Origin of the sequence: Pedobacter africanus, from assembly GCF_040548825.1 — a bacterium.
GTDB lineage: Bacteria > Bacteroidota > Bacteroidia > Sphingobacteriales > Sphingobacteriaceae > Pedobacter > Pedobacter africanus_A.
Genome location: NZ_JBEPSL010000002.1, coordinates 1,050,012 through 1,076,265 on the forward strand (window position 1 = coordinate 1,050,012; position 26,254 = coordinate 1,076,265).

The 26,254-nt window shown below is 45.4% G+C and carries 29 protein-coding genes; 7 read left to right on the forward strand and 22 right to left on the reverse strand.

What is annotated here, in order from left to right:
* Window positions 1-10 precede the first annotated feature (10 nt).
* Window positions 11-970, forward strand: coding sequence for an HlyD family secretion protein (locus tag ABIE26_RS14495; RefSeq protein ID WP_310141822.1), 960 nt, complete (start codon window positions 11-13; stop codon window positions 968-970).
* Between the two features lie 6 nt (window positions 971-976).
* Window positions 977-2,173: an ABC transporter permease gene (locus ABIE26_RS14500; protein ID WP_310141819.1), complete on the forward strand. Its 1,197-nt coding sequence runs from the start codon at window positions 977-979 to the stop codon at window positions 2,171-2,173.
* Here ABIE26_RS14500 and ABIE26_RS14505 read toward each other — a convergent pair whose 3' ends face one another.
* Window positions 2,174-2,926 (reverse strand): hypothetical protein, encoded by a 753-nt coding sequence (locus tag ABIE26_RS14505; RefSeq protein WP_310141817.1) that lies wholly within the window; start codon window positions 2,924-2,926, stop codon window positions 2,174-2,176.
* Window positions 2,927-3,342: 416 nt separating this feature from the next.
* Between ABIE26_RS14505 and ABIE26_RS14510 the strand changes: the two genes are divergently transcribed.
* Window positions 3,343-5,037, forward strand: a complete 1,695-nt coding sequence (locus tag ABIE26_RS14510) for an ATP-dependent nuclease (RefSeq protein ID WP_354375867.1) — start codon at window positions 3,343-3,345, stop codon at window positions 5,035-5,037.
* Window positions 5,038-5,214: 177 nt separating this feature from the next.
* Here ABIE26_RS14510 and ABIE26_RS14515 read toward each other — a convergent pair whose 3' ends face one another.
* The 21 genes from ABIE26_RS14515 to ABIE26_RS14615 all read right to left on the reverse strand — a co-directional run bounded on the left by ABIE26_RS14515 (window position 5,215) and on the right by ABIE26_RS14615 (window position 22,685).
* Window positions 5,215-5,499, reverse strand: coding sequence for a hypothetical protein (locus ABIE26_RS14515; protein ID WP_354375869.1), 285 nt, complete (start codon window positions 5,497-5,499; stop codon window positions 5,215-5,217).
* Window positions 5,500-5,508: 9 nt separating this feature from the next.
* Window positions 5,509-5,802, reverse strand: coding sequence for a helix-turn-helix domain-containing protein (locus tag ABIE26_RS14520; RefSeq protein WP_354375871.1), 294 nt, complete (start codon window positions 5,800-5,802; stop codon window positions 5,509-5,511).
* A 303-nt stretch (window positions 5,803-6,105) separates the two neighbouring features.
* Window positions 6,106-7,116, reverse strand: coding sequence for a hypothetical protein (locus ABIE26_RS14525; RefSeq protein WP_354375873.1), 1,011 nt, complete (start codon window positions 7,114-7,116; stop codon window positions 6,106-6,108).
* A gap of 10 nt (window positions 7,117-7,126) precedes the next feature.
* Complete coding sequence (locus ABIE26_RS14530; RefSeq protein ID WP_354375875.1) at window positions 7,127-7,945, reverse strand: hypothetical protein; 819 nt, start codon at window positions 7,943-7,945, stop codon at window positions 7,127-7,129.
* Between the two features lie 18 nt (window positions 7,946-7,963).
* The gene (gene traN, locus ABIE26_RS14535; RefSeq protein ID WP_354375877.1) at window positions 7,964-8,809 is read right to left on the reverse strand and encodes a conjugative transposon protein TraN; all 846 of its coding nucleotides are present in this window, start codon (window positions 8,807-8,809) and stop codon (window positions 7,964-7,966) included.
* An 11-nt stretch (window positions 8,810-8,820) separates the two neighbouring features.
* Window positions 8,821-10,053, reverse strand: a complete 1,233-nt coding sequence (gene traM / locus ABIE26_RS14540; RefSeq protein WP_354375879.1) for a conjugative transposon protein TraM — start codon at window positions 10,051-10,053, stop codon at window positions 8,821-8,823.
* Between the two features lie 4 nt (window positions 10,054-10,057).
* A complete protein-coding gene (locus tag ABIE26_RS14545) occupies window positions 10,058-10,483 on the reverse strand; it encodes a hypothetical protein (RefSeq protein WP_354375881.1) in 426 nt (141 codons plus the stop codon).
* The gene (gene traK, locus ABIE26_RS14550) at window positions 10,483-11,100 is read right to left on the reverse strand and encodes a conjugative transposon protein TraK (protein ID WP_354375883.1); all 618 of its coding nucleotides are present in this window, start codon (window positions 11,098-11,100) and stop codon (window positions 10,483-10,485) included. The genes ABIE26_RS14545 and traK overlap by 1 nt, the downstream gene beginning before the upstream one ends.
* Before the next feature lie 23 nt (window positions 11,101-11,123).
* The gene (gene traJ, locus ABIE26_RS14555; RefSeq protein ID WP_354375885.1) at window positions 11,124-12,350 is read right to left on the reverse strand and encodes a conjugative transposon protein TraJ; all 1,227 of its coding nucleotides are present in this window, start codon (window positions 12,348-12,350) and stop codon (window positions 11,124-11,126) included.
* A gap of 6 nt (window positions 12,351-12,356) precedes the next feature.
* Window positions 12,357-12,995 carry a TerB family tellurite resistance protein gene (locus tag ABIE26_RS14560; protein WP_354375887.1) on the reverse strand — a complete coding sequence of 213 codons (639 nt, stop codon included), beginning with the start codon at window positions 12,993-12,995 and terminating at the stop codon, window positions 12,357-12,359.
* A gap of 1 nt (window position 12,996) precedes the next feature.
* On the reverse strand, window positions 12,997-13,629 hold the full coding sequence (locus tag ABIE26_RS14565) for a hypothetical protein (protein WP_354375888.1): 633 nt from the start codon (window positions 13,627-13,629) through the stop codon (window positions 12,997-12,999).
* Between the two features lie 50 nt (window positions 13,630-13,679).
* Complete coding sequence (locus ABIE26_RS14570) at window positions 13,680-14,357, reverse strand: conjugal transfer protein TraI (RefSeq protein WP_354375890.1); 678 nt, start codon at window positions 14,355-14,357, stop codon at window positions 13,680-13,682.
* A 45-nt stretch (window positions 14,358-14,402) separates the two neighbouring features.
* A complete protein-coding gene (locus ABIE26_RS14575) occupies window positions 14,403-14,942 on the reverse strand; it encodes a hypothetical protein (RefSeq protein ID WP_354375892.1) in 540 nt (179 codons plus the stop codon).
* Between the two features lie 7 nt (window positions 14,943-14,949).
* A complete protein-coding gene (locus tag ABIE26_RS14580) occupies window positions 14,950-17,415 on the reverse strand; it encodes a TraG family conjugative transposon ATPase (RefSeq protein ID WP_354375894.1) in 2,466 nt (821 codons plus the stop codon).
* A gap of 62 nt (window positions 17,416-17,477) precedes the next feature.
* Window positions 17,478-18,296, reverse strand: coding sequence for a hypothetical protein (locus tag ABIE26_RS14585; protein ID WP_354375896.1), 819 nt, complete (start codon window positions 18,294-18,296; stop codon window positions 17,478-17,480).
* The gene (locus tag ABIE26_RS14590) at window positions 18,283-18,651 is read right to left on the reverse strand and encodes a DUF4133 domain-containing protein (RefSeq protein WP_354375898.1); all 369 of its coding nucleotides are present in this window, start codon (window positions 18,649-18,651) and stop codon (window positions 18,283-18,285) included. The genes ABIE26_RS14585 and ABIE26_RS14590 overlap by 14 nt, the downstream gene beginning before the upstream one ends.
* Before the next feature lie 203 nt (window positions 18,652-18,854).
* The gene (locus ABIE26_RS14595; RefSeq protein WP_354375900.1) at window positions 18,855-19,268 is read right to left on the reverse strand and encodes a hypothetical protein; all 414 of its coding nucleotides are present in this window, start codon (window positions 19,266-19,268) and stop codon (window positions 18,855-18,857) included.
* Window positions 19,269-19,284: 16 nt separating this feature from the next.
* The gene (locus ABIE26_RS14600) at window positions 19,285-19,623 is read right to left on the reverse strand and encodes a DUF4134 domain-containing protein (protein WP_354375902.1); all 339 of its coding nucleotides are present in this window, start codon (window positions 19,621-19,623) and stop codon (window positions 19,285-19,287) included.
* A gap of 414 nt (window positions 19,624-20,037) precedes the next feature.
* Window positions 20,038-20,472 carry a hypothetical protein gene (locus ABIE26_RS14605; protein ID WP_354375904.1) on the reverse strand — a complete coding sequence of 145 codons (435 nt, stop codon included), beginning with the start codon at window positions 20,470-20,472 and terminating at the stop codon, window positions 20,038-20,040.
* 214 nt (window positions 20,473-20,686) lie between these two features.
* Window positions 20,687-21,709: a hypothetical protein gene (locus ABIE26_RS14610; RefSeq protein WP_354375906.1), complete on the reverse strand. Its 1,023-nt coding sequence runs from the start codon at window positions 21,707-21,709 to the stop codon at window positions 20,687-20,689.
* Between the two features lie 445 nt (window positions 21,710-22,154).
* Window positions 22,155-22,685 (reverse strand): Crp/Fnr family transcriptional regulator, encoded by a 531-nt coding sequence (locus tag ABIE26_RS14615; protein WP_354375908.1) that lies wholly within the window; start codon window positions 22,683-22,685, stop codon window positions 22,155-22,157.
* 796 nt (window positions 22,686-23,481) lie between these two features.
* On the opposite strand from ABIE26_RS14615, the gene ABIE26_RS14620 reads away from it, so the two are divergent.
* From ABIE26_RS14620 to ABIE26_RS14635, 4 genes are all read left to right on the forward strand, one after another.
* Complete coding sequence (locus ABIE26_RS14620) at window positions 23,482-23,826, forward strand: helix-turn-helix transcriptional regulator (RefSeq protein ID WP_354375910.1); 345 nt, start codon at window positions 23,482-23,484, stop codon at window positions 23,824-23,826.
* A 273-nt stretch (window positions 23,827-24,099) separates the two neighbouring features.
* Window positions 24,100-24,543: a MauE/DoxX family redox-associated membrane protein gene (locus tag ABIE26_RS14625; RefSeq protein ID WP_354375912.1), complete on the forward strand. Its 444-nt coding sequence runs from the start codon at window positions 24,100-24,102 to the stop codon at window positions 24,541-24,543.
* A gap of 58 nt (window positions 24,544-24,601) precedes the next feature.
* A complete protein-coding gene (locus ABIE26_RS14630; RefSeq protein ID WP_354375914.1) occupies window positions 24,602-24,976 on the forward strand; it encodes a hypothetical protein in 375 nt (124 codons plus the stop codon).
* 904 nt (window positions 24,977-25,880) lie between these two features.
* A complete protein-coding gene (locus tag ABIE26_RS14635) occupies window positions 25,881-26,252 on the forward strand; it encodes a hypothetical protein (RefSeq protein ID WP_354375916.1) in 372 nt (123 codons plus the stop codon).
* Window positions 26,253-26,254: the final 2 nt, after the last annotated feature.

Genomic DNA, 26,254 nt, shown 5'->3' on the forward strand with positions numbered 1-26,254 from the left:
AATAACGACTATGAAGACGAAAATAAATACCTCCATATTGTTGATCACAGTATTGGCCTTGTCGGGCTGTTCAAATAAAGAAAAAACGGAAGAGTTTCAAGGTAAGGCAAAAAAGGAGCTGGTTTCCTTTGCGCCGAAAGTAACCGGCCGGATACAGAAGATATATGTAAAAGAAGGACAAACCGTAAAAAAAGGAGATACATTAGCGCTGCTCGATGTGCCTGAAGTTTCGGCAAAAATTATGCAGGCACAAGGAGCGGTAAATGCGGCCAGTGCCCAGGAACAGATGGCCCGGAACGGTGCAACAGCCGATCAGATGAAGCAATTGCAAGCCAAATATAAAGGCCTGAAGGAGCAATATGAATTTGCCCGGAAATCTTATAACAGGGCCACCAATATGTTTAATGATAGTCTGATGGCCCCACAGGCATACGATGAGGTTTATGCCAAATATCAGGGTGCGAAAGCGCAATATGATGCCGTTGTAGCGGAACTGGATGATGTGAAAAAAGGCACAAGGGTAGAGAAGGTAGAAATGGCTGCGGGACAGGCTTCACAGGCTAAAGGCGCTTTACAGGAGGCGAGGGTAGCCTATGCCGAGCGCTATGTTATTGCCACCAACGACATGGAGATAGAAACCATCAGCCTGAACCCTGGTGAGCTGGCTACAGCAGGATTCGCTTTGTTTAACGGGTATATTCCTTCCAGTGTTTATTTTCGTTTTACCGTTCCGGAAAGTAAAATTGCTAAATACAAAAACGGACAGGAGGTAAAGCTCCAGGTAGTTTACAATAAAGAAGAACTGGATGGCCGTATTTTGTACATCAAGCAGCTTACCCGTTACGCAGACATTACTACAGCCTATCCTGATTATCAGCTTCAGGATGCTGTTTATGAAATCAAGGTTCAGCCAACAGACAGGGAGAAGGCAGCCAATATCCTGGTAAATGCAAATGTGATCCTTAAATAAACGGGTATGAAAGAGTTTTTCCGCCTGCTGAAACGTGAGTTCAAGTTATTCACTGCGAATGCCACCCTGCGTACGGTATTCTTCCTGGCACCCGTTTTTTACGCTACACTGCTGGGTTTTGTATACAGAAGCGGGAAGGTAGAGCACATTCCCGTTATTGTGATCGATAAAGACAATACCCCCTTGTCGAACCAGCTAACAGAAATGCTGGATGACAATCAAAGCGTAGAAATTCTAAAATACCTGGGGGAAGGCCCTGACATTAAAGAAGAGGTCATCAGGAACGAGGCTGCAGCAGTAGTCATCCTCCCCTCAGGCTTTGAAGCCGGCATCCTTCAAAAGAAATATCCGGAAGTAAATGTTTACATCAATACCGGAAATGTATTGACCGCTAATTTTGCCACCAAAGCCCTGCAATTAACCCTGGGTACATTTTCGGCCGGTGTTGCTGTAAAGGCCCTTCAAAAAGCCGGCATGCCAGCTCCAAAGGCCTTTACGCAGTACGAGCCCTTTAAAGCCAATTACATTACCCTTTTTAACACCACCAGCAATTACCTGATCTTCATGTGGCCTGCTATGCTGGCCGTTGTTTTGCAACAAGTAATCCTGCTGGCTATGGCGGTAAGTTTTGCTGCCGAATTCCAGGGCGGTTCTTTCATCAGGGAATACCAAAACATGCGTAGGCGGGCTTTTGCCACCATGCTGATCAAGGTTAGCCCAATATGGTTCTTCTCTATTTTTATCGTTTCCATATACTACCTGATGCACGTTCTTTTCCGTGTGCCCCTTCCCGAGGGTATATTCAATTTTATATGGCTTACTGCACTATTTGTAGGTTCGGCTTCTTTTATGGGCGTACTGGTCAGCATTATCATCCCTGATGCTTTGAAAGCTACCCAGATACTGATGGTGATTGCCTCGCCTGCCTTTATCATCAGTGGTTTTACCTGGCCCCTCAATGCCATGCCCGTTTTTGTGCAGCTGCTGGCAAATATCATCCCGCTCACCCCTTTTCTGCAGGCATTTAAGATCCTGCTGATACAAAAAGGAAGTGTAGAATTGACCTACCCTTACATGCAGCACCTGGGAATATTACTGGCTGTTTATGCCTTCCTGGGATGGATAGCATTGAAAATTAAATTTCATTTTATATTCAAAAAAGCCTTGCCACCTGCTGAAAACCCTGAGCTTGAAGAAGCTTAATTAGGATTTTAAAGACAGGAGCTCTTTTAGTGACTTTCTTGCCCATTGGGCATTTCGTCGGCGTAAGTACCTTGGAAGTAGTTTTATCTCTTCGCGAACCGCCTGAAATTGCGCCCTGGCCTCAGGCTTTTTCTGTTGTTTTTTTAAGAACAACCCATAATAGTATCTTCCCTCAAGTGAATGATGTACCCGTATAATCCGCTGGTAGCCTGCATCTGCCAGTTCATTTGCACCAATTCCTTCCTGGGCCCTTACATACAAAAGTTCGTCCTCCTGCACACCGAAACGGCTACTGTTCTTCTCGTTTAGCTTATCAAAGTATTCCAGACTCTCTTTATACTGCCCGTTGTAAAAATATTGCCGGGCCAGTTGCAGCAGGATTCCGGGATCATCACTATACAACCCATCCAGACAACTTAAAGAAAGCGCTATTGCTTTATCATAGTGCTTTTGTTCGGCATAGGCATTGGAAAGCCCCAGTTTATTGGTAATGTTATCTGATATCTGCACTTTGCGCTCCCATTCCTTTATTTTCTGGTTGGGGAAAAAGTATCGTTGTATATTTTTAAAGAATGAACCGCTGTTAATCTCTGGCAATAACTCCATAAAGAAATAGATGACAGCACCAATAAGCGGCAAGAAGATCAACAGATACAACCATTGCCGGCGGCCAGTTTTAAGGGCATGAACAATTGTCAGTATTTGAAGGGGGATAGCCAGGTAATAATAATCACTCCAGAGACCAAAAAGCATAATAGAATCATTAATTTGACCGAAGTTAAATAAATAATAAGTGATAGCCTAATTGATCATAAAAAAGCCTGTAAATAATATTTACAGGCTTCATCTGGTCTAAAACCATTTCAGCGGAGAGTGAGAGATTGTAACCCACCTGACAATCCTGCTATTCCAAGGTTTTTAAGCCCTATTTTTTATATCTTCACAGATGACGATACAAATGAGCACTTTTTCGAAAATTCGCTTTTTAGCTACTAAATAGCTTTCCAGTTCCCCAAAGAACTTATGTAAAACGACATCAATCGTTATCACAACAAATATACTGTATTCCAACTTTTTATGAAAATAATATCCAAGATCTGATTTGAGTTTTAGTATCAATAACTTCCTCGGATTTTTGAATAGATTTACGCTGCCAAAAACTAATAAATATGAAAATTAACTCCATCACTATCAAGGATAATAACCCAATCGCAATTGGAAAAGTAACTGTCCTAGTCGGCCCGAATAATTCAGGCAAATCCCAGACACTTCGAGACATTCTAAATCTGATGACGAGTAATGTAAACCACAGAATACTTGTTGAGGATATTGATTTCAATTTTTTTCCAACTTTTGACGAAGAAACGCAGGGACTCTCTGTAACACCAAGTAAAACGAACGCAAACCACAATACAGTGTCTGGAATTTCCGCTCAGTTATCGTCGTTGAATAGTTTAGATTTTTATTCTCCTCATATGGTTGAAGCCTATAACTCTGGACAGATTAGAAATGCTGTTATTCCGACCATCTCTCAATTTAAAATTGCGTATCTAAATTCTGGAACACGTTTAGCTTTGGTAACAGAGACACTATCTTTTGATGTGGATCAGGGATTTCCTGAGAACATACTTCAATTTCTATATACACACAAAGAAAGCGAGGAAATGTTGCAGTCAGCATTTAAAATTGCATTTGGAATGACCATTAAATTAGATTACGCAAGACTGCAGTATCTATGTCTAAGGGTTTCAGGCTCAATCCCCGAAATCCCACTCGATCCACGGGAAGCAATTAAAATAACAAAAAACATTCCTAGGATTGATGAACAAGGCGACGGCTTTAAGAGCTTCGTTGGAATTGTTTTGGCACTTCTGTTATCTAAAGATCGTGTCATCTTACTAGATGAGCCGGAAGCGTTTCTTCATCCAACTCAGGCGAGATACCTAGGTAAATGGATAGCTGACAACATTCAACATTTTAGCGGCCAGTTAATTATTAGCACACACAATTCCAATTTCCTAGGTGGCCTATTAGCCGGAAAATATTCTGTGGATATTTATAGATTAAATAGGACGAATGACAACACACAATTTCGTTTACTTCCAGATGCAGTAACTAAACAGTTAAGTCAAGATCCGCTGCTAAGCAGCCAGCGTGTACTAGAAGCGATTTTTCACAAAGGTACAGTTGTTTGTGAAGCTGATGCTGATAGGGCCGTTTACGGGAGCGTCGCCTCAATTGAATTTAACAATCAAGATGTTCTTTTCATTCATGCGCATAATAAACAAACCATTAAAAAGGTTGTTCAGCTGTTAATTAAAGCACATGTACCGACAATAGCTATAGCAGATATCGACTTATTGAATACTGAAGATGATTTTGTGGGCCTCTATAAAACGCTCACTAATTCAGAAATTCCGGAAGCATTACGTCGATTAAGGAAAGAGATTTCTGAATCTGTAAACACATTACCAGATGATGAAGTTTTAAGGAATTTAAAAAGCTACGTTGATGAGTTTAATAATCAACTAGAACGGGGCGAACATACCTTGTCCGGCGCTAAAGGAGCACTAGAACGAATAACTAAAACTATCACCAAATGGAGTGAGGTGAAAAGTAAAGGAATCGCAGGATTTGAACCACATATACAACCAGCTGTAGACAATTTGTTAAAATGCTGCAATTCGATCGGATTATTTATTCTCCCTGTCGGTGAGTTGGAAGGGTGGATTGAAATTAACGGAATTAGAAAGAAAAACAAGTGGATTATACCAGCTTTGGAAATCATACATAAAGGTGAGACCCCTGATCCGCTCAAGGTTTTTGTGAACGAAATTCTCGATTGCTTTAAAGACAATGGGTAATTTTTGGAAGTATTAGTAATCAAATATTTTGCGATATTCCGTAAAACACGTCTAACTTCTATTCCCCACCGACAACCATCCATCCGGTTCTGAATCTTATTGAAGGATTTAAAGTGATTCAAAAGTTACTAAAAAGGTCGCTCGAATCGAGCGACCTTTTAGTTACCACTACAAGATTTATACAACCAGCGCAACCTTACTTCCAAACCTGGGGTGATAAGACGGTGTGTACTCTATATACCCAAAAACACGCAGATCCTTCATATACCGATGGTAGGTACCGATACCACCTATTCGGGTTACTTCCAGCATTGACCGCCGCGAAATCGAGATGGCGCCAGGACTGCTCCCCGCCACCCAAAGATTTAAAATTGCCATGAGGATTACCATATGATATACCCGCAGTCTTGGGTCACCCTTCCAACGTTTTAACAACAGTTTTACTTTCTCATTTCTATCCATCACATTCCCTTATTTAATCTGAAATTTTTTTAGATCCCGGGGATCGTAATAATATGTCCCCCCAACTTTCTTCGCACGTAGCAAGCCACTAATCCTGTAACTTTGAAGCGTGCTGGCAGAGATACCTAAAGCTCTCCGCACATCCCGGCTGCGCAAAGTATGTCTTTCTCCTGATTGCGACGCCTGCAAAGCAAGCTTCTCGTCCAATAATTCGCTTATCTCATAAATCAGATAATTTTTGAAGGTGACTAAATCCTTCTGCGTTATGGCCTCACCATTCAACCCGCTCATATTTCCTACCATATCATTCACATCGCTTTTATTAAATTTTCAAAATTATTTTACTGCCATGTTTCTTATAAAATGATGGGGAATACCGTATGTAGCCAAATTTATTTAGGTCAATTACTATCCGGTAGTAGGTGGAATCACTTGAAATCTTTGCAGCCGACATCACTTCTCTTCCAGTCGCGACAAGTACAGTTGGATACCCGTTCTGTTGCCACAAACATACTATCGCCACGAAAACGGCCAGATGTGACTTGTTGATCCTGAAATCCGTCGAAGCTTTCTTAAAAAAAGACTGCAAAATATCGTCTGCTTTAATCATCCCTGTTGTCTGATCCATTTTCTCGATGTTTTCTCCTTCACGTATCTGGCAGTTCCCTGCCTTTCAGGCGCTTTGGTAAACAGCGAGGCAAGCTCGACCTTTTTACCGGACAAATCCTTCAGTTCGAAATTCATCCCTCCCGGGTTTGCTAAAAGTGTAATCACTTTCTCTGCTTTTCCTTCCCCAAGTTGTACCGTTACATTCTGACCTTTCTCTAGTCTCCGGATAATAGCATCTTGCAGTGCCTTATCCTTCAACGGCAACTTTTCGAGTTCCTGACGTATATTAAACCCATACGATTCCGGGTAACGCTTGATCAGAAAGTTCCCTTTTTTGTCGCGATCCGTAAAATCCAACTGCAACCATTCACCGTTTTCAATTCGTACGGCTTTCCCCCTCAAAAGGGCTTCGGCATTGTTCGCCGAAAAAAACTTCGATAGCTCAGGCCCGAAATGTAATGACCGGGAACCATACTCCCCCCCACTCAGGGTAGAGGTATACGACAAATCGTATGTACCTTTCTCCTGGCGGATAGCCTCGACTGAAACGCTCATTCGGTCATCGCCTTTCACCTGAAACGATACACTTTTAGCAACCAATCCCAGTGCGCTGTTCATTCCCTTGCTTATGCTATCAACCAGCTCTGGAAAGCCTGCGTAGCTCAGGGAGCTTTGTATAGCAGACGAATTTTCCTGGATCAGTTTACGGCTTTCTTCATTAACCCTCCGCTCGAAAATCAGGTTAGAGATCCGGAACAAAACTCTCGCTGCAAGCGATGGGAAGGCGCTGCGCTCGAGCAGCCTTCGTTCATTCCGGATCAACCTCATCGCCATCGCATTGTCCGTACTCCGGTACCGGGCCGCAATAGACATCAAATTACGAATCTGCTCCACTTTACGCGCTGAACTTCCAAGTGTTTCGGAAGAGAACAACTTTTCGTAAACAATACTTTGTTTCTTCCATTGTTCAAGTTCTCGTATAATGCCTGCATTTTCAAGTGATTCCATCCCAACAGATTTATCTTAAAAACTTAAAAACACCTTTTCGTTTATCACTGGATTCCGTGCGTACATTCTCATCGGACTTTCTCTGCTCAGTCGACCTTTGCTGGCTGTTGGACTCCTCCACTCCCTTGGATTCAACTTCCTGCTCTTGTTTTTTAAGCACAATTGGGGTTTCAATTTTCAGACTCCTAAACTCCGGATCTGCAACCAGACGCCGTCTAAACTCCTGGCCGTCGGAAATCAAAGTTGCATATACCTTATCTCCACGTTCAATGGACGAGATAAATTCCTTCGCCTGGGCCTCGCGTTCCATTTCCTTTATCGGGTAGCCGATCTCCTTCAGAGCCTTACCGACGTTCAGGTTTTTTGCAGGAAACGTGATTGCCTTGAACCTCCCATTCTCATTACGTTCGGTGAAATCTATGCCCCGCCATGCAGTTGTTTCGATTCCCTCTTTGTTATCCATGGTTTTCAGCACAAACCTTCCACTCAGCTGATTGTATGCTTCCTTGACCGTAAAAGTTTTATGCTTTGGTTTTTCCCCCTCAACGAAGTTACGCGCCTTATTGTTGACGTAGAACGTATGAGTCACGGAAGTTCCCAGTTCGTTTTTGACTTCCAGATCATATTTATTAAAAAAATATTGCCCCTTTTCTGACCTGCTGAAGTACAACAGGGCAGTTGCCTTATCCTTTCCAAATTCCCTTGAGAATGTTAACTGAAACTCTATCAGTTCTTTAGCCACATTTTGCTCCAGTTTGATGTCCAGCACATTTCCAAATCCGGTGTACAACACCTGTCTTTTTAAATAATCCAATGATGTAAGTTCCATATCTATAATATTTATTAATTAAAATTCCCTTGCTTTCAACAGCACTCCATTCGGGATTTTGAATGTCAGGTGCCGTCCTCCATTGCGCTCCATTAGCTGTACCGTCAGATACTTTCCGTCGGGAATTGTGAACTTCGGGAAAGCAAAAACAACAGTCTTTCTTGATTTCTGCGCAATCCCCTGAATGTCACCGGAAACGTAAGAATGACTGATTTCCAATTCCTGCGACGCTGTACGCTTCACTTTCTTCTGATCGCGGATAAAAAAGCGGAATTGGCCAATGTCATATCCAACATTAGAGGAATTGTCCAATACCAGCTGCCAGTAAAACATGTCGTTCTTAATGTAAAGACCCTGCAAACCGACCATGATGTTCTCTCTTCTGTCCAAGGGACGTTTCAAAAACGGCTTGCGAACAGAAATCGCCTCAGCTACGTTGCGAACGACGGCCTCATTTAAACTACTATTTGGCAACACACCGACCGCCCGGTTGCCGCTTTTAGACAACAAGCCCATGTAAAAATTCAGTATAGGATGATCCTTCGCAAAACGAGCCAAAAGCGAAAAAAAACTACCATCTGCCGTCACTACCGAAATATTCGTCTCCGGGAGGCTATCTGACGCGGCCTTGACCTGGAGAATATTCTCTACCCCAATTGCTTTTTGCACCAACAAATCACGGTGCCCCCTATCCACGCTAATGATGGAATATGGGAAAATCAAATTTGCCGTCTTGTTTTTACTAACAGTTATCCGAACCGGCTCAATGGACGACCCCGGCAGTACGGTAACTTGGGCATTTAACCTAACTGACAATAACAGCATGAGCATGCACGTTATCAACCTTTCACTTCTCTTTCTCATGTTATATGTGTTTATTGTTTTTGATTTTCGTCTTTTAACAGCACCTGGTAACCAGCCTTAACGGTCACCTTCACCAACTTCATTTTTTTACTCAACAGGGTTTTGGTTAGCTCAACCCCAGCGGTTGCCGCCTGGGCCGCAAGCGAAGGATCAAGAGTGGAGAGTCCAACACCCTGGATAGCGTCAGTTCCGCTTTGTTTGGCAACATCCCTGGCGATCGCACCGGGTATGTGTATCCCTGGAAGGCCGTCCAGGTCGTAAACTGTCAGTTTAACGGGCAACAATGCGCCCCTGAACTGAATCTGATCGATTTCAACTTCCAGCCGCTCGCCCTGCAAACTGGCAGTGCCATGGATAAAATTGTCTTTGGGGATAAAGGTTCCGTTTATGAAAACATCATCCTTCAGGCGAAATTTCACCCGGGCCCCTTCAGTCAGAACCTGCGATTCATGCACTACCGCCCGTACCGCGGTGCCGGGATTTTGTTCTGCGGTCTCTTCGAGGCCATAAAACCCATTGCCTGAAGACGGCCTTTTTTCTGTTTCCAATACCGATACGATATCCGACGTACGGTTGGTTTTTACAGAAAAAACCTGGCCTTTATTCTTCGCGGATTGATCTCTAAGCCGCTGCCTTACGAGCTCCGGGTTTTGAATTTCCTGGATGCTTTTCAGCAGATTGCCGAGTTCCATAACCTCCCGATCCGGTTGCTGCTGGCCCTGCATCATGGACATCATTTGTTCCAGCCGGTCGAGATCTTCTGACATTACCCCTGTTGTTTTTGGACCTGAGCTAAACGGCTGCGCAGAAGCCCCAGGATAATTTTGACCCATCGATAAATTGATATCATTGATCTTATCGTATATCATAGCTTCCTGCCTGCGCATATTCCCGCCTCCGCTGAATCCACCCCCATAAATCCCTCCCGGAAACTGCCCGCTGTTTACATCTGCCGGCTGGCTTCCCGGCTGGTAGTAAGGATCGTTTCGCATAAGCTCAACTCTTTTCAACGAATCCGTTCTGGCCTGGTCATAATAACTCATCTTGTCCAGGCCTTCGTTCTTCAGATTCACATCCGGTAAATCTGTTTTTAATCTCTTTTCGGTGAGGCCAGCAGCCTTTGCCTGGCCCGTCTTTCCACCACCCAGAACCGAAAAAAGCAAAGCCGCGAAAGGCAATACCAGTAGCGGCAATACGATCGCCGCCCTCCGCTTACGTTGTTCATTAGAAAGTGTTGAATTCATTATCTTAAATTTTAGTTGTGTCAATGTTTTTTAGTTTGTACATGCGCCGAAACCGCTCCCAGGCTGCACCGCCCTCCTTCTCCAGGCTGTCACGGAATTGATTGAACCGTTTTACGGCCCTATCCAGCTCCTGTTGATCAGTCTTCTCTGGCACCGGTAAGCGTGGCAGGCCCGGCGCTGACCGTGGCACCACCCGGCCCACCGGAACGTCAGGCCTACGGGTAAATGGCTTTAAAATCAACATGCAACAGGGTATAGCTGCAACGCAGCACCAGGCGTAAAAGCAAATCTTCCTCACCGGTAAGCTCAGTCCGTTGAAGTAACTTCCCATCGTGGCAGACCACGATCGTTGTATTTTCAGCAGCACACCCGATAGCGTTTCTGCGACTTTTACCTGCCGTGCGCTTAACTCCTTTTCCTTCCTTCCCATTACCTGTTTTTTATGTTGATATCCCTGTTTTCTACGACAGTCCACCGCTCAATTAAAAATCCATGGGAATTATTCTCACTACGACCTACATTGCGCAGCTGTCCTTCGGTGACCAGCTTGCGGGTAACCACGCTGGTAGGCCTGGTAAGTTCCTGCACGGCGTAACACCGGAAATAGTGAGGATAACTGCTTAAATCAAGTTGAATTGAATCTACCTGTATGGTCTGGTTTACGTTTCCGCTGATCATGTTGGAGAAATATTTGTTCTCCTCCAGGTTGTCATACTGTCGTTTGGCGGAACCATCGGCCAGGTATAACGCCTTGGTGATGTTTTCTCGGATCGCCTTTTCGTCGGGGGACAGTGTAAAGAAATAATGGTGGAACATTTTTATATGATCGCGGGCCTCGATCGGTACATTATCCTTTCGCTCTGCTGACAAAGCCTCCAACGCCTTTCCATTGGCGATAACATATATCTTCCCCTGTGCGGCCTTGCTGAATTCATAACTCTTATAAACTGTGACGGTTGTAATAAGCAGACAACCTCCGATAACCGTTACACACGTCGTACGTATAAATTTAAATGCCGTATCGACATTCTTCGCTGCTCTAAACATCTCCCCCTCATTTTCATTCAACACTATTTTTTCTCATCACTGCCTGAGCCCGCAATCTTACTGGCGATATAACTGTTACCAGCCATACGACCGACCATACCTGACACACCAGTTCCGGACGCCTGGCCGCTCAGACCTTCATTGAAATGCTGCTTTGCATCGGCAATATTGCTCATTCCTTGTCCCGCTCTGCTTACCACGCCACCAGCAGCGCCTCCGGCCACCGAAGTAGCCATGCTCGTAATTTTCTGAAGCATCGCGCCGCCACCACCAGCATTTACAACAAATCCGGCTACGCTGGGTACCGTGAAATATCCAACGATCCCGATGATCATGAACACCAAGTACCCCGTATCGGTCGCACTGAACAGGGATTCCCCTGACTGATATGCACTTCCAAGCTCCAGCTTCAGCATTTCGACCTGAATCTTGCCAATAATGGCCCCGAATATGTTCGCTACCGGCAGCCACATGTAAACGTTTATGTATTTCGCCAGCCACGCGGTCAGCGTGTGGGCGAACCCATCGAAAACAGCAAGCCCGAAAACAAGCGGCCCGAGGATAGAAAGCACGATCCGCTGAAAGGTGCTCATGGTATTGATACACAGGGAAGCTGCCTGGAACAAAATCTGCAGGACTTCATTCATCCACTGCTTTACCGTATTACGCAGGTTATAGGCCATTTTTTCACCGATAAACTTCACCTGGTTTCCGATGAACTCGAATGGCCCCTCTTCGTCAGGATTTTTATCACTATAGGTGTGACGGTACCACAGGTCACGGTTACCGGTGGCGTTTTCACCCACATACATTTTCCAGGCATCGGTATTCTTAATCGCCTGTTCCTTCTGCTTCAGCAATGCCGCCACGGCGTCGTCAGTTTTTTCGACCATAGTTGCCGTACCGGTAACAATCGGTTTTAGCAAGCCGTTCATCGTGCCCAAAACCGTGATATCGAAAGTGACAATACAGAAACCCAATACAAAAGGGCGGAAGAGTGGGTAAAAATCGATCGGCTCGGCATTCGCCAGATGGCGCCAGACCCTGGATGCTATGTACCAAAGCGCCGCAAACCCTGCAATGCCCTTCCCGACATCAATCAAATCCTTGCACAGCGGCATCATTTCATCATACAAATTGCTCAGCACCGCATGAAACCCTTCCAGTTTATCCGCAAAATCCCGCGCGGAAGCCAAATTCGGAAGTGTCACCAACAGCACAATCCCAACCAAACACAGACACTTTTTCATTTACTCCTATTTTAATCCATAAATTTTCCTCATTCCGTCCACGTCTCCCCGCTCTCCCTGCCGCAGACGTATCCGTACGCCCGTATCAGCGTTGAATTCACGCAGGAATACAAAATCATTTTCCAGATCCGAGAAAATCCGGTCGATGGTTTTTAGGCGCTCATCGTCGCTCATTCGGTATTTACCAGATGTCAGTACATTCGCGAGCTCAGCAAGGTTATCCAGACTTTCGCTCATAACCCTACCGTATACCTTCTCCAGGTGAGCCAATTCGCCGGGAACCAGTAACCCACTTGCCTTGAAATGCGATAAGCCTCTTTTGCATAACGATACCAACCGCATTTGGCGCTCCACGATCAAACCAACCTTGTAATAGTTGCGGACGGCCGGACTTACCTCCAGCAGACCATCAAGGAAAGTCTTGTGAAGGCTGAAATTCCCTTTGCTCAGGTCTTTTACCAGACCATAACCCTTGCTGACGATCTGGTAGCCCTTTCTCAGATCAGAAAGGATGCTCCTGAACTGCATCAGCTTCTCAATATTCAGCGCAAGCTGGGCGAGCTCGTTTGCCTGCGCGGCCGCCCTTATCGGTGAAAAAGCGATACTCCACATCACCACACCACACAAAATCATTATCCTTTTCATATCATCTATTAATTAGATATAACCTTCTGCTGCGCGCAATCTCTTCTCCTGCATGCGTCTTGTTCATGTTACTCAGTGCGAGCTCCGTCGCCACATCCTGTGCATCGCGGTAATTGTCCAGCATCTGGGTGTACAGCTTATCAATTCTTACAACCCGCTCGTCATCAGTCAGTTTAAGGGCGCCATCGCGGTAAATCGTAGAAAATTCCTCCAGGATTCGCTTACCATTAGCGACGATATGTTCTAATAACCGCTCGAGGAACAGCAGGTCTTCTTCGCCGTAACCCCGGTCAGCCCTGATCAGCTTCACTGCTTTGCTGGCAGTTCTTATCGTTTCCACTTGCAGGACGACCATCTTAGCGGCTGGGGCATATCGCCGGATATTCGGGTTAACTTTCTCCAGCTCCTGGAAAAACAGGTCGTGCAATTTGAAATCTCCATTTTTTATATCCCGGATTATACCCAACCCTTTGTTTGCGGTTTTATAGCCTTTCCAGAGCACTTCTCCATATGCCTTCAGGGCGACGACCTGCTCGGCAAGCCGCCTCAGCTGGGCAGACTTCTGGCTAAAAAACTGCGCCTGCACACTTCCCTGAAGCAATACAAGCAGTATCATTGTTAACTGAATTTTCATTTTCACATCTTTTATCCCACATCCACACTTTTCGGTCTATTGAGCACTGGTTATCTTTCACCGATACCATGCAGCCGTTTTGACCGCTCGACTTCCGACCGCTCCTGCGTACGGCTCAGACTGGTCAGTGCGTTCTCGGTATTGAACTGCTTCAAATCAAAATAGTTGTTGTCGACTCGTTCAGCTATTGCCGCTATGATCTCCAGCCGCTTTGCGTCGGACATTTGGGTTCGAAAAGAATTGATGATGATGCCCAGCTGGTTGATGTTGTCGATAGTCGATTCCAGAATCCCTTCATACACCTTTCCCATGTTCTCCAATTCTTCTGCACTGAAATTTTTATCCTTTCTGAATAAAGCCCAGGCCCGCTTGTATTCCTCCACCAGCGCCAGCTGGGAAGCAGTAATGGCTCTTATACGCTGGTAATAAGTGATCACTGCCTTCACCTTTTTCAACTCGTCGAAGTAGTCCTTATACAGATCACGTTGACGCTGCGTCCAGTCGCTGATTTCGTCCAATTTTAGCTTCGACATCGTGTTTTCCACGGTTTTTTGCGCATTCTGCAACCAGATCACTTTGTTTTGCTGTTTCTGGATAGCCAGATCCGCCGCCTTGATCGCTTTCTTCACCGCCGCTTTAACTACCCACCACCATACGGCATGACTTTTCTGTGTAGGGACTACTACCAGCCCTGATATCAATAGGAAAATCAATCCCCACTTTTTCATGTTCACCTCCTTTTTTCTTTATTATCACCTCTGTATAAACCTTTCTTATGATCCCTTGATTGCCTGCCCTCTGCTCATTACGCTACGGACATTCGTTTTTATATCTAGTGTAGTCTGCCTATTTTTCCTCCTTGTCTGATCAGCCCTGTCCAGAAAAGCGTTCATTTTTTTGAACGTTGGAATGCTGGAACGCCCGAGGTTAACTCCAAGATCTACGTCAACGGTGGTATAAGTGCAATCAGAATAGGATCTCCCCATTCCCATTTGCGTTACATGGAATCCCCTTTTTACGTTATAATCTATTCTAAAACTGTAGTCCGACAGGGGATTGCCCGGCTTGTTTTCCTGAATAGACATACTTGCATAGATCGGGAAAACATCCTTTCTGACAGTGGCCTTTTCATGCAAATCCTGCCAGCTGGCTTCTCCCTTTTTAAGCGCCAGGTAACCCATAATATTCAAAGCCGTGTCACCGGTATCATCTCCGATAAGCATATGAACACCTTGGTATCCCTTTCCTTCCAGTATCTTTACGAATGCCTGCAATTCACTTATTATATCCAGTGCTTTCTTCTCGTTGTTCATGATCTGTTTATTTTTTCAGCTCCGCCGCCAGCATCTGGATCCCTTTCTGGATGCTACCGTACTTCTCTGCATATTCAAAAACCTTCACCTTCTCCGTCTGTTCAGTAGTGTAAGCCAGGTACTCCTCTGGTGAAACCTCCGTACGATAAACCTTCGATGAAACCCCGCCGAGCGAGATGAACACCTCCTTATACTTTTTTCCGGAATCATTCGCTTTATTTACCGACAGCACCTGCGCTTTTTCCTTCTCTGTTAACCCGAGCAGTTCCTGTATCTGGTCGAATTTGTTTTGGTATTTGCTTTGGTCAAGCAGTATTTTACAGTCGCTGTTATTGATAATCGCCTGTTTTACGATCGGAGAAGAAATGATATCCTCCACCTCCTGCGTTACTACGATAGCCTCGCCGAAAAACTTCCGTACGGTTTTAAACAGATACTTGATGTATTCAGCGAAACCCTCCTTCATCAGTGCCTTCCAGGCCTCCTCAATCAGGATCATTTTTCGCTGCCCCTTCAGCTTACGCATCTTATTAATGAATACCTGCATTATAATAATGACGGCCGTTGGAAAGAGGATAGGATTGTCTTTTATTGCGTCAATCTCGTAGACCACGAGCCGTTCATTAAGCAGGTTCAAGTTCTCTTTGGCATTGAGCAGGTAATCGTATTCCCCTCCCAGGTAATAGGGCCGCAGAACAAAAAGGAAATTGGAAATATCGAAGTCCTTATCCTTTACACCCTGTCCCTTCATTACTTCAGCGAACTCTTCTTTGAGGAACTCATAGAAGGTGTCGAAGCTGGGGAAAATATCAGGTTCACGCTCCAGCTTCTCGTAATACAGTTGGATCGCGTTGCTCAGCGCCACATATTCGCTACGCCTGTAGGGTTCATCATCCTTCTTCCAAAGGGCCAACAGCAAGGTTTTAATGCTTTCCTTGGTCTCAATATCCAGGGAATCGCCTTCACCTATAAAAAAAGGGTTGAACTTAATAGGGTTGTCATCTGAATACGTGAAGTAATAGCCACCCACCATGTCACACAGCCCCTTATAGGAGTGGCCCACATCGACAATCACGATGTGTGAGCCCTGCTCGTAATAGCTGCGCACCATATGGTTGGTAAAAAAACTCTTCCCCGATCCGGAAGGGCCCAGGATAAACTTGTTCCTGTTGGTGATGATCTTCCCCATAGGCTCATCACTGATATCCACATGAAGGGGCTTGCCGGTCAGCCGGTCACCCAGACGGATACCGAACGGACTGACTGAACTCCGGTAACTGGTTTCCAGGTTCAGAAAACAGCTCGCCTGCTCGGCAAACGTATCAAACGTATCGTTCATCGGGAAGTCCGCCGCATTTCCCGGAATTCCGGCCCAAAAGATCTGTGGCGCTCCGGCTGTTTCCAGTTTAGCTACTGCATCCATTTGAGCGAGGGCTGAACCGACCATGTTCTTCAGGTCTTTAAACTCTTCCTCTTGGTCAGTCCACACCATGATATTGAAATGCGCCTTGACCGGGGCACGCTGCTCGGCGATGGCCTCATTCAAAAAATCATTGGTAGCGTCTCGTGATATGGCATTCTCCCGGGAATAGGCCGACAGCGACTGGAGCCGCAGCCGCTTACTTTCCAGCTTCCGTATCGTTTTGGCAGCGTCTTCAATAAACAGGTACTGGTTATAGATATGGTTGCAGGGCAGCAGCTGACCCAGACAGGAAGAAAATCCGACACTGAATTTCGTCCGGTCTGTAGAGTACCGGTCGTAGTTGATGCGAGACCCACATAGCGAAGGCAGATCGACCGCGTCGCCTAACGAAAAGATCTGGCATTGCTTGCCACCGACATGTATGTTATTTTTAAACTGAATGTCCAGCATTTCCGGCCGGGACTGGTTCTCCGAAAGGGTACAATAGCGTTCGACTACCCCTACCTTTCGTGCCTGGCTCAACAACTCTTCTGAGGGAAGTCTCCTGATCTTTGCAAAACCACTGTCTTCCAGAATCCGGCAGAACTGCCCGGCAGCACCCAAAAAATCCTGTAGCAACCGCGGCTTGATGGTTTGCTCGGGCACAATAGACCTGCGGAGCAGGCTGGAAAACATGGAATTTGATGTCTTTCTTTCTTCGGGTTTCTTTGTCAGGAAAATATAAGAGGTATGCTCCAGATACGGCCTTTCATAGAAAAACCGGTCACTGGCCCGATCCAGGAAACTTCTGGGTTCCGCCGACGGATTAGTGACCTCCCCGCGGAATTTTTTGTCGAGGAACCAATCCTGTTTATGCAGAACCGTATAGTTCGGCAACACCCTTATCGCCTTGATCCAGGCGTGGTGAAAGGCCTCATACTCCTGATTGCTCAGGGTAAATATTTCCGGCAGTTCTAACTTATAGGCAACGGTAATGTCACCTTGCTTTGACAGGATGCAATCATGCTCCACATCCATAATAGGAAACAACTCCTCCAACCACTTTTCCATATTTCACATTTTCCTTTCTCACTCAATTTGGGTTGAACAACGCCTAAAAGCCGCTGATCGCACTACCGCTTCAAACCTTTCTTGCGGGCTTGTTTCAGCAGCTTTTTCTCTACATTGTTTATAATTCGTTCTTTCTCTTTCCGTTCTTCCCGGATTCTCTCGAGCTGACCCAGGTACTCCTGCACAGTCTGAACCTTTATTTGCGAAGGATCAGGCTTCAGCGGGAAATCGCATACCAGGGACGTTCCACTCAGTTCACTCAGTTGGGCCATCCCTACAATATCGAACTGACCGACTGCCGGCAGGGTTACCACCTTCAAATGATGATCCTGGGAAGGGTTCAGTGTATTGATGTTGCGGAAAATTTTTCCTTCCTGATCGTAAAGCTGCAAGGTCTGCTGCCAGGGGCTTTCAGGCTGTAACTGAAGACGGGCTCCGGGCCGTGTAATCCCTCGGAATTCATTTCGCTTAATATCCACCAGATAAGTTGTCCCGTCAAACTCGATCCTTGGTAAACGGCCATTCAATCGCTGTGAAAGCTCCCGGTCGACAAGATAAAACCCCTTGCCCTGGCTAAGGCTTACCTTATTGAACTGCCCGCGGGCAGCGTCGGACATGACAGCCATTTCATTCAATACCACTTCGGGGATGGAAATGTGCTTTAACCTTGTATTTTTCACCAACTCTTTGTCATCGATCGGCATTTTTATGATTTTGCCGATCATGGTATCGTAAACCCCGCGGTATTCTGCCCCTACTTTCTCCATCGCAGCTACCCGAAAACCCCGGGAAGGTCTTTCCACCGGGAAGAGAATCTTTCCGTTGTCGCTTGACATAAACAGGTCGCCCTGAATCACGATCATTCCTCTATAGTCTATCATTACCCTTTATATTTATTTCCTTCACCGATGCCTTCCGTGACATCCCCGCTAACATGAAAACCCTCCTGGAATTGCATCTGAGTACCTTAGGAACCCTTAACCGGGCTGCCGCTTTCATCATACCGAACTCGCCATACTTTCCACTCAACTGGTAAACTTTATAGGTCAGTGCGCCACCTCCTGAAAGTATGATCGCAAGGCCTACATATGTGTTCACACCGGCGATATACATCAGTGAAAAAAGGATCATAAGCCCCATGATGCCGCCAGCGAAATACCAGATGTATTGTGCCTTGAGCCCTTTAAATTCAATGCTCTTGTTGATCCCTTTATTTACGCGGTATACACTATTCATAATTCTTCATTTACATTACTTATAATAATCCCGTACATACACACCGCTGTGTTATTGACCGGATGCCGTGCTGGTAACACGCCGGCGTTAGGTGGCCAAAATGCGCGAAATGGGTGAAAAGCGCATACCTTGTACAACAGCCACAGCAGCCTGACACCCTTCATCTTCGTTTCGATGCACGGGATTATCCTTCTCTTCTTCAATTAATTGAGATGATCAGCGATGTGGGCAACGATAGCATGGCGCAGCAAATTCGATTGGGCCGTTTCCTCTGAAAAATCAAAACTTCGAAAGATGATGGCCGCTGAACAGACCAGGTGTACGACTTCTGCCTTCAATACGCCATTAGCCTGCATGCGCAGAAAATCTTCGGGAAAATCACTTTCGACCAGGCCACGAATGTACTGGTATCGGGAAGGGCGCAGTTCCACCGTCATAATATTTATACAGGCACGGATTACTTCGTCTTTGGACTTTCCACTTTGGATTAGGCGCGCCGCTACAGGCAACACAAGCTGAACTTTCCCGTTCAAAAAATCGATCATGGAAACCTTAGGGCTCAAAGTGATGGCCAGCTCCGGGTTGTTTTCGGCTACATAAGCCGTCAACCCATTCAAAAGTTCCTGTTCCATCCTACACCCCGAAAAATGATTGAATGATTGTAGCCACTACTACCAGGAAAATGCAGCTCCCGAACCATGCTGCAGCCACTTTACTGGTGTCCTGGTCACCCGAATTCCATTTGGAATAAACTTTTACTGCGCCGATCAAACCGAGGATAGCACCTATAGCATACATCAAGTTGGTGCCAGATGCAAAGTACTTGCGTACCTGAGTATTGGCCTCGTTGATACCTTTGACCCCATCTTGGGCAACTACATTTACAGCAGTTATAAGCCCAAGAAATATTAGTAAAAGGGCATACTTCCCCCATTTTGAAGTTTTTTTAAACTTCCAACCACACATTTTCATATCTCACACGTTTAAAATTTCTTCACTTATTTTTCCTTACCGGGGCCGCCACCGTATGGTAACGGCCCGGAAGGACGGGCCTTCAACACTTCCCTTGATCCCCGCTTCGCTCTACAGCACTGAAGGTGAAGGGCCAGCTTCATTCGCTTTCGGCAACTCCCGCTCCGAAGAGCGGGAGGCCGAAGGCAGCCCGGCGGATCATCAACCCTATTTGAACCTATCCCAACACTCGCCGGGCAATCATTTTAGTTGTTCCTCGGCCCGCCGCCGCTTTCAACTGGCGACGGGATCTGGAACACTCTCCGGGCGGCTCCCCCTCAGCTCATGGCCCAGCTGCACATCACCGGCCCGGATAATTTCTTCCTGCTTTCCGCCGCCCGCCCCGCAGGGCAGGCAGCGGGCAGGGGCCGCATGCTACTCCCACAGTCCATCCAGTTCACGCTCACTCAGCACCACGGCACATTTCTTTTGTACTTCATCACGAACCAGTTCATTGAAAGCGGCCCGGTACATGTCGTTATTCAGAAAGGGATACAGCGCAATTTCTTCCTGTAAGTCCACCAGCAGTTCCGCGCGGACAAAATTTCCCTGCCCGGTTTGCCCGATAATCTCCCTTAACCGGCCGGCAAGTTCTTCGGCTACTCCGAGCTCGTTCTCGTTGGGCTCAGCCATATCTTCCGGGAATTCCTGCTCCTCAGCCATGGCCTCTCCTGATCCGGGTAAGACCGGTTGAGGGGCATCATGCCGGCGCCGGGCATTTTTCCAGGGCTTTAGCAGTAACAGGTAGTATACCGCCAGCAGCACGCCCGCTACCATAAAAAACTGTCCCCAACTTATTCCATTCAACATATCGCTTCAGATTTCTGGTTTGACCATTGCCAGCTTCCACTGGCGTTGCTTGACAATACAAAGGAACCAAGACGGCAATCCCCACAAAAGCCCGAAAAGGGCACAACTTTTTTGCTGCCCTACTCCACGGCAGGTTTGAGGCTGTTTTTGCGAAAAAAAAGACAAAAAAAAGCACCGAAAATTCGGTGCTCAAAATTTTGTTATGCTATTTTTCTCAATATGACCTGATCTTCTCAGCCAGCGTCCCGAGGATTTCCAGTACAACCTCCTTGTCCCTTTCCTCGACAGCATACGACTTGGATCGCATATTGTCCCATGAAGGTTCCGGGGCACCAGGCGTAGAGGTAGCACTTGCGACAGCCTTGAAAATTGCACTTTTGCTTTTGGCTTCAATGATCCTGGTGTCATCCAGCGCTCGGATGAATAGGCTTAGCTGGTCAACGGACACCTTAACAAGTGTGCGGAACGCGCCAGGGGCATTGCTTACGAACGGAACCTGTTCCCGCATGGGATAGTGTCCGGCGATTTTCTTTTCCAGATAGTCGATCTCATGGTTAACATAGTCGGTAAGATGCGCCTTTACACTGGGCAGGCGCGGGTTATAGATAAAATCGGGGATGTCCGGAATTTTATGCAGGTTGACAAGCTGCTGCTGAAAAAATTCCAGTTTTTCTCCGGGAGTTGGTAAATCCTTCACCATTTCATCGGTGCCCTGGGTAAAATACTGAATGCATTTCCGGCTATTCACATTCCAATGGATCAGCAGTTCGTGAAGCGAAGGACAGTTCGACATCGAGGTTTTTTGGCCATCATCGTTCAGAATATCCTGGACAACCTGGAGGTGGTATTGCGCTTCTTTTGTTGTGATGTGTTCACCCCGGTCGATTTTGTCGATGAAGTCGTTGATCACCTCCAGTATGATGTCCTGCAATTTCGGGCTGTTTCCGCCCTCCTCCAGTTTCTTCTTTATCTCCAGCATCAATTCCGAGCTGTTCAGTCCGTTTTCGAGTTTTTCCCGTATGGCCTGAGTACTGGTCGCGATCTCCTCACGTACCCCGACAAGGCGCGTAACCGGCACCCGTTCGTCATGGTCAAAAGCTTTGGGGTAGTGGGATTCAAGAAAAGCCAGCGTAGAAGTTAGTTTTCTCAGCAGGTGTTGCTGAATATGCCCGGCACGGCCCCGGGCCGAATCCGGGTGGGTCACATGGTCATACGCTTTATTGATTAATAGTACCAATGTATCATGTGCTTTTTGAACCGCATCCTTTACGTCCGCCGCTTGGTACACGCTTTGCTTGATCTTCCCGATAAGCTGCTGGATTTCCTCGTCGATCTTTTTGAGGATCTCAGTCTCCCGTTTTGGGGTTAGTGGGGTGGAGAGTAATAATTCTGGACGCAAATCGCGATATACCATACTGTCGAGTTGTTCATAAGCATACATCATACCTGTTAAATTTAAGGGTTAGCAAAAAATCGGGCGCCTGATTTAGATGGTAAAGCGTTTCCGGCTAAAACAAGCCAATACATTACATTACAATACATTATAACGCATTTTTTTTATTTATGTTTCCACATAAGTAAAAAGGGTTTCCCGGTTTTTCACTCAGAATGGTTTATTCAACATTTCAAAACTACGGTATGTGTAGGCTACGATCTGCGTCAAATGTCACAGGAAAAATGCATCAATTGCGGCTACGCCGTCTTGAGAAAGTTTCCCTGGAGATACCTAAAAAATTGGCTAAATGCTTGGCTGGAACGTCTGCAAAAAGCTTCGGGTACAATTGCTCGAGGTTCTGAATCCTTCCTTCTGTGGTAAACTGCTGCCATTTCGTACGCTGGATTGCATCACGATAATACCGCTGGGTAAGTGCCAGTTCCAGGGCCAGCCAATCCGGGTACTTCCGTTCCAGTTCATCGACATCCTCCCAGCTCATCGCGAAGCAGACGGTCTCCTTCAGCGCGGTTAACTGCTCCTCACTTGGTTTCTGCTCATACCAGCTGTGTACCGCGATGACCACGTCGCCACTTGTCATGAACCAGACAATTTTCTCCACACCATCCAGGATGAAGGTAGACCTGACCAGACCACGGATCAAAAACAGGCAATAACGGCATACCTGGCCATAATGTAGGATCACATCGCGTTGCCGGTATAATACCGGTCGCGTTCTGTTTCGGATTTCTTCCTGAACCTCGGAACAGATGGGTGACAACTCGTTGAATGCCTTAAAAAGTTGCGTGTATCCGTGCTCCACCAGTTCATCAGGAACCTGGCGGCTGCCGCTGGAATTAGGGAGATACATAAGCTTTGATTTTCCGGTTTTAACTGGGACTGCTTACAAGCGGGTTTATAATTAAATTACGAATTTTCCTTCAATTTCAGGTAGTTATTACTCGCTCAAACAAACTCGTTTGTGACCATGGTTTCACCCTAAATCGGGGCCACGGCGTCTGGTATCGTAAAATCACCATGAGAAGATTTACATTCAACCGGTGGCGCGTAACAATTGCCAAAATGCTGGTCGGTGCCTGGATAACCATAACCTGTATTTCTATAGTGGCTACCTTTGCTTTTATCCTCACCCGTGTTCAGCCTCCCAAAATAATCGCTCAAACTATTTTATGCATTTGGATCCTAATTATCTCCTCATCCTTACCGGCGATTTGGCATTTTGAGAAAGAATTTTGGCGGGAAACGAAATATTTTCGCTACCTGATCTGGTTTATATTGATTTTGTTGGCCGTACTCAGCATCTACCTTTTCCTTAAGCCCTCCAGCTTCAAATTCAACTGATCGTAGGAGCCCATTGACCTGAAAGTTTCCCAGGTCAGTGTTCCGCATCATCACGGGTGACGATATTACTACTACTGCGGCCAAAATTCAGTGAATTACTGGAAATTTGAATAGTATATGCAGGCATTAACCCATTTTTGGAAACCACCTGAACATGTCCAGATAATGCACCCTGTTGTATAATCATGTCTAGGTTCAGCGTAAAATATCCGAGCATGCTATTACAAATTCATGAAATCGAAGCCCTGCTGCAAGTCAAACGCAACATTGAACGTAGTATAAGTAATCCAATCACGATCAGGAGCCTGTTAAGAGGAACTGGTTTCAGTGAATCCAAGCTTACCCAAGGTTTTAAATTCCTGTTTCAGTACACCGTCCACCGATATCACCTGACGATCTCAATGGAGTACGCATATTCGTTACTTGCGGACGATATGCCTGTAAAAGAAGTTGCGTTAAAATTAGGGTATAAATCACAGAGCCACTTTAACCGATCATTCCGTCAGGTATTCGGGATTGCACCCAGTCACATAAGGCGCGATATTGATGCAGTAGAATAAAATGTTTTTTGCAAGTGATTCATCTTGGTCAAATGAATGAATCGGATTAATTTGCTTGAAGTAAGGAACACAGATTATAACCATAAAGACAATTAGCCAGATAGTAAAGACCCTTTATAGCGCAATATAAAAGCAGACAGCCTTTAAGGCGTTTCATTTTCCTTTTTTTAATTGTTAACTAGATCTACGAAACTAGTTTTTTAACTAGTTTCGTAGGTGTGCCCCTCCGATAATGGATCATTTAAGAATTCTCTAATAGGAAAACACTATATCATGAATATTAAAGGGATTTTTGTCCAAACAGTAACCCTACTTCTCATAGCATTATGGGGTTACACTGCCCTAAGCAAACTTTTCGGCTTTGAGGTATTTCAGGCACAATTGAGTTTATCTCCAATATTCAAAATCACCTATCCTTTCATTGCAGTATTAGTTCCTTGTATTGAATTGATATTGGTAGCCTTATTAATTTTCGACAAGACAAAGAGAATGGGATTAGGTTTATCGGCACTACTTTTAACTATCTTCACAGGTTACCTTGCCTATATTTTAACAAACTACAACAGCAATGAATTGCCTTGTACCTGCGGAGGGTTTATTGCTGAAATGACCTGGGCCCAGCATATCATATTTAACGTCACCTTCATTATTCTGGCAGTATCTGCACTCTATTTTGATAAGGTTAATCACATTAAACATAGTTCGGTTGCTTTATAATCGACTCACATATTTACCGGTAATAAACAATTTTTTAATCATCTAAAATTTAAAAACCATGAAGACAAAATTCCTGGCACTTGCCGTTCTCGTTGTTGCTGCCATCGGCGCTTTCGCTTTCAAAGCAGAATCTACCAAAAGAGTTGGACAATTGTGGCAACTGACCGATCTGTCCCAACCCTTCAACCCTGCAAAGTATGTGAAGTTTACTTCCCCACTTCCTTCTTGCCCGAGCGAAACTAAAGTTTGCTACATCGATATCCAGGCTTCTGACCTGATCCCCGTGGGTCAACCTAACGCAGGCCAACCCAATGTAGTTGATGATCCGTTCTCCACTACTGATCTTCACGATGACATCGTAACTGCAACTTCCAACAGCCTGAATGATCCTTTCTCTGGTTCTAACATGAGGATCATCTACGAACGCAACTAATAACGAAGGTTATCAAATTAAGATGCCAGGTCGGCAGACCTGGCATCTTTCCCAATATTAATACTATGTACGCAAAGATAAAAATGCTCATACTATTGTTCAGTTCCATGGCGGCATTTTCCTTTAAAGCTGATTCTATCAACGTAGTGGGTCAATTATGGAAGTTAAATGACCCTAACGATCCATATAATCCAGCTAAGTATTCGACGTTTACTACTCCGTTACCATCGTGTCCTTCAGAAAGCCGTGTTTGCTACATAGATATTGGGCCATTTGACCTAATTCCGATTGGACAACCCAACGCTGGCCTACCGAATGTGATAGATGACCCTTTCAACCCGTACGAACTTTATGATGACATAAGGGCGGCGCTTCACGAATTTGGTAACGATCCTTTCGCAGGTTCCAGCAACCGAATTATTTACGAACGAAATTAATAGCGATAGAATGTGTTCTCCAATGCTTTTTAGTTATTAAACTAGTAGTTATGAAAGCGTTTCTAATTTTGATAATACTACTTGTAAGTGCCGTGTGTGCTATATCGTTCAGATCAATTCCATTAAAAGTAACGGGACAGCTATGGAAGTTGACAAATTCAGACTATCCATATTCACCCTGGATGTACGAAAGAATTTACTCTATAATCTCTTGTCCTCTTGAAGGAAAAGTTTGCTTCTTAGACATTCAGACTTCTGACCTAATCCCCGCAGGCCAGCCATACGCGGGGCAACCAAATGTGATCGATGATATATTTACTACATTCGATCTTGCCGATCAAATTACTGATGCAACAGCAAACTCCTTAAATGATCCCTATGTTGGAACAAACTCGCGAATAATTTATGAGCGGCACTAGCTACCTATCACGCTTCGACAATCTAATTTTACCGCATAATCGTCCAAAATGAAACATAAATTTCTAGGACTAGCAATCTTAATATTGTTCTCTATAGCTGCTGCTTCCCATTCTTTTCATATGGAAAGCCCTCGAAACTTCTGGAGCCTCACAAATTCGAAAACACCTTATGACCCTTCTGCCTATACTCAATTTACCGGCCCTCCTCACAATTGCCCTGGAGAAGGAAAGGTATGCTTTATTGAAATTCAAGCATCAGATTTAATTCCTATAGGGCAGTACAATGCAGGCAAACCGAATGTAATTGACAATCCGCAATCCAAAACCGATCTTCACGATGACATCGTCACAGCTATTTCAATAGCAATAAATGATCCTTTTTTTGGGTCGAATGGCCGAATTATACATGAACGAGACTAACC

What these genes read in the sequence shown, in the direction of transcription:
- ABIE26_RS14590 (WP_354375898.1), bottom strand. Translation starts at nt 18,651, where the DNA reads ATGAATAGTGTATACCGCGTAAATAAAGGGATCAACAAGAGCATTGAA.
- traK (WP_354375883.1), bottom strand. Translation starts at nt 11,100, where the DNA reads ATGTTTAGAGCAGCGAAGAATGTCGATACGGCATTTAAATTTATACGT.
- ABIE26_RS14620 (WP_354375910.1), top strand. Translation starts at nt 23,482, where the DNA reads ATGCTATTACAAATTCATGAAATCGAAGCCCTGCTGCAAGTCAAACGC.
- ABIE26_RS14500 (WP_310141819.1), top strand. Translation starts at nt 977, where the DNA reads ATGAAAGAGTTTTTCCGCCTGCTGAAACGTGAGTTCAAGTTATTCACT.
- ABIE26_RS14580 (WP_354375894.1), bottom strand. Translation starts at nt 17,415, where the DNA reads ATGGAAAAGTGGTTGGAGGAGTTGTTTCCTATTATGGATGTGGAGCAT.
- ABIE26_RS14525 (WP_354375873.1), bottom strand. Translation starts at nt 7,116, where the DNA reads ATGGAATCACTTGAAAATGCAGGCATTATACGAGAACTTGAACAATGG.
- ABIE26_RS14560 (WP_354375887.1), bottom strand. Translation starts at nt 12,995, where the DNA reads ATGAAAAGGATAATGATTTTGTGTGGTGTGGTGATGTGGAGTATCGCT.
- ABIE26_RS14570 (WP_354375890.1), bottom strand. Translation starts at nt 14,357, where the DNA reads ATGAAAAAGTGGGGATTGATTTTCCTATTGATATCAGGGCTGGTAGTA.
- ABIE26_RS14575 (WP_354375892.1), bottom strand. Translation starts at nt 14,942, where the DNA reads ATGAACAACGAGAAGAAAGCACTGGATATAATAAGTGAATTGCAGGCA.
- ABIE26_RS14505 (WP_310141817.1), bottom strand. Translation starts at nt 2,926, where the DNA reads ATGCTTTTTGGTCTCTGGAGTGATTATTATTACCTGGCTATCCCCCTT.
- ABIE26_RS14515 (WP_354375869.1), bottom strand. Translation starts at nt 5,499, where the DNA reads ATGGATAGAAATGAGAAAGTAAAACTGTTGTTAAAACGTTGGAAGGGT.
- ABIE26_RS14530 (WP_354375875.1), bottom strand. Translation starts at nt 7,945, where the DNA reads ATGGAACTTACATCATTGGATTATTTAAAAAGACAGGTGTTGTACACC.
- ABIE26_RS14545 (WP_354375881.1), bottom strand. Translation starts at nt 10,483, where the DNA reads ATGGGAAGGAAGGAAAAGGAGTTAAGCGCACGGCAGGTAAAAGTCGCA.
- traN (WP_354375877.1), bottom strand. Translation starts at nt 8,809, where the DNA reads ATGAGAAAGAGAAGTGAAAGGTTGATAACGTGCATGCTCATGCTGTTA.
- ABIE26_RS14585 (WP_354375896.1), bottom strand. Translation starts at nt 18,296, where the DNA reads ATGATAGACTATAGAGGAATGATCGTGATTCAGGGCGACCTGTTTATG.
- ABIE26_RS14510 (WP_354375867.1), top strand. Translation starts at nt 3,343, where the DNA reads ATGAAAATTAACTCCATCACTATCAAGGATAATAACCCAATCGCAATT.
- ABIE26_RS14605 (WP_354375904.1), bottom strand. Translation starts at nt 20,472, where the DNA reads ATGTTGAATGGAATAAGTTGGGGACAGTTTTTTATGGTAGCGGGCGTG.
- ABIE26_RS14600 (WP_354375902.1), bottom strand. Translation starts at nt 19,623, where the DNA reads ATGAAAATGTGTGGTTGGAAGTTTAAAAAAACTTCAAAATGGGGGAAG.
- traJ (WP_354375885.1), bottom strand. Translation starts at nt 12,350, where the DNA reads ATGAAAAAGTGTCTGTGTTTGGTTGGGATTGTGCTGTTGGTGACACTT.
- traM (WP_354375879.1), bottom strand. Translation starts at nt 10,053, where the DNA reads ATGAATTCAACACTTTCTAATGAACAACGTAAGCGGAGGGCGGCGATC.
- ABIE26_RS14520 (WP_354375871.1), bottom strand. Translation starts at nt 5,802, where the DNA reads ATGGTAGGAAATATGAGCGGGTTGAATGGTGAGGCCATAACGCAGAAG.
- ABIE26_RS14625 (WP_354375912.1), top strand. Translation starts at nt 24,100, where the DNA reads ATGAATATTAAAGGGATTTTTGTCCAAACAGTAACCCTACTTCTCATA.
- ABIE26_RS14635 (WP_354375916.1), top strand. Translation starts at nt 25,881, where the DNA reads ATGAAACATAAATTTCTAGGACTAGCAATCTTAATATTGTTCTCTATA.
- ABIE26_RS14565 (WP_354375888.1), bottom strand. Translation starts at nt 13,629, where the DNA reads ATGAAAATTCAGTTAACAATGATACTGCTTGTATTGCTTCAGGGAAGT.
- ABIE26_RS14495 (WP_310141822.1), top strand. Translation starts at nt 11, where the DNA reads ATGAAGACGAAAATAAATACCTCCATATTGTTGATCACAGTATTGGCC.
- ABIE26_RS14630 (WP_354375914.1), top strand. Translation starts at nt 24,602, where the DNA reads ATGAAGACAAAATTCCTGGCACTTGCCGTTCTCGTTGTTGCTGCCATC.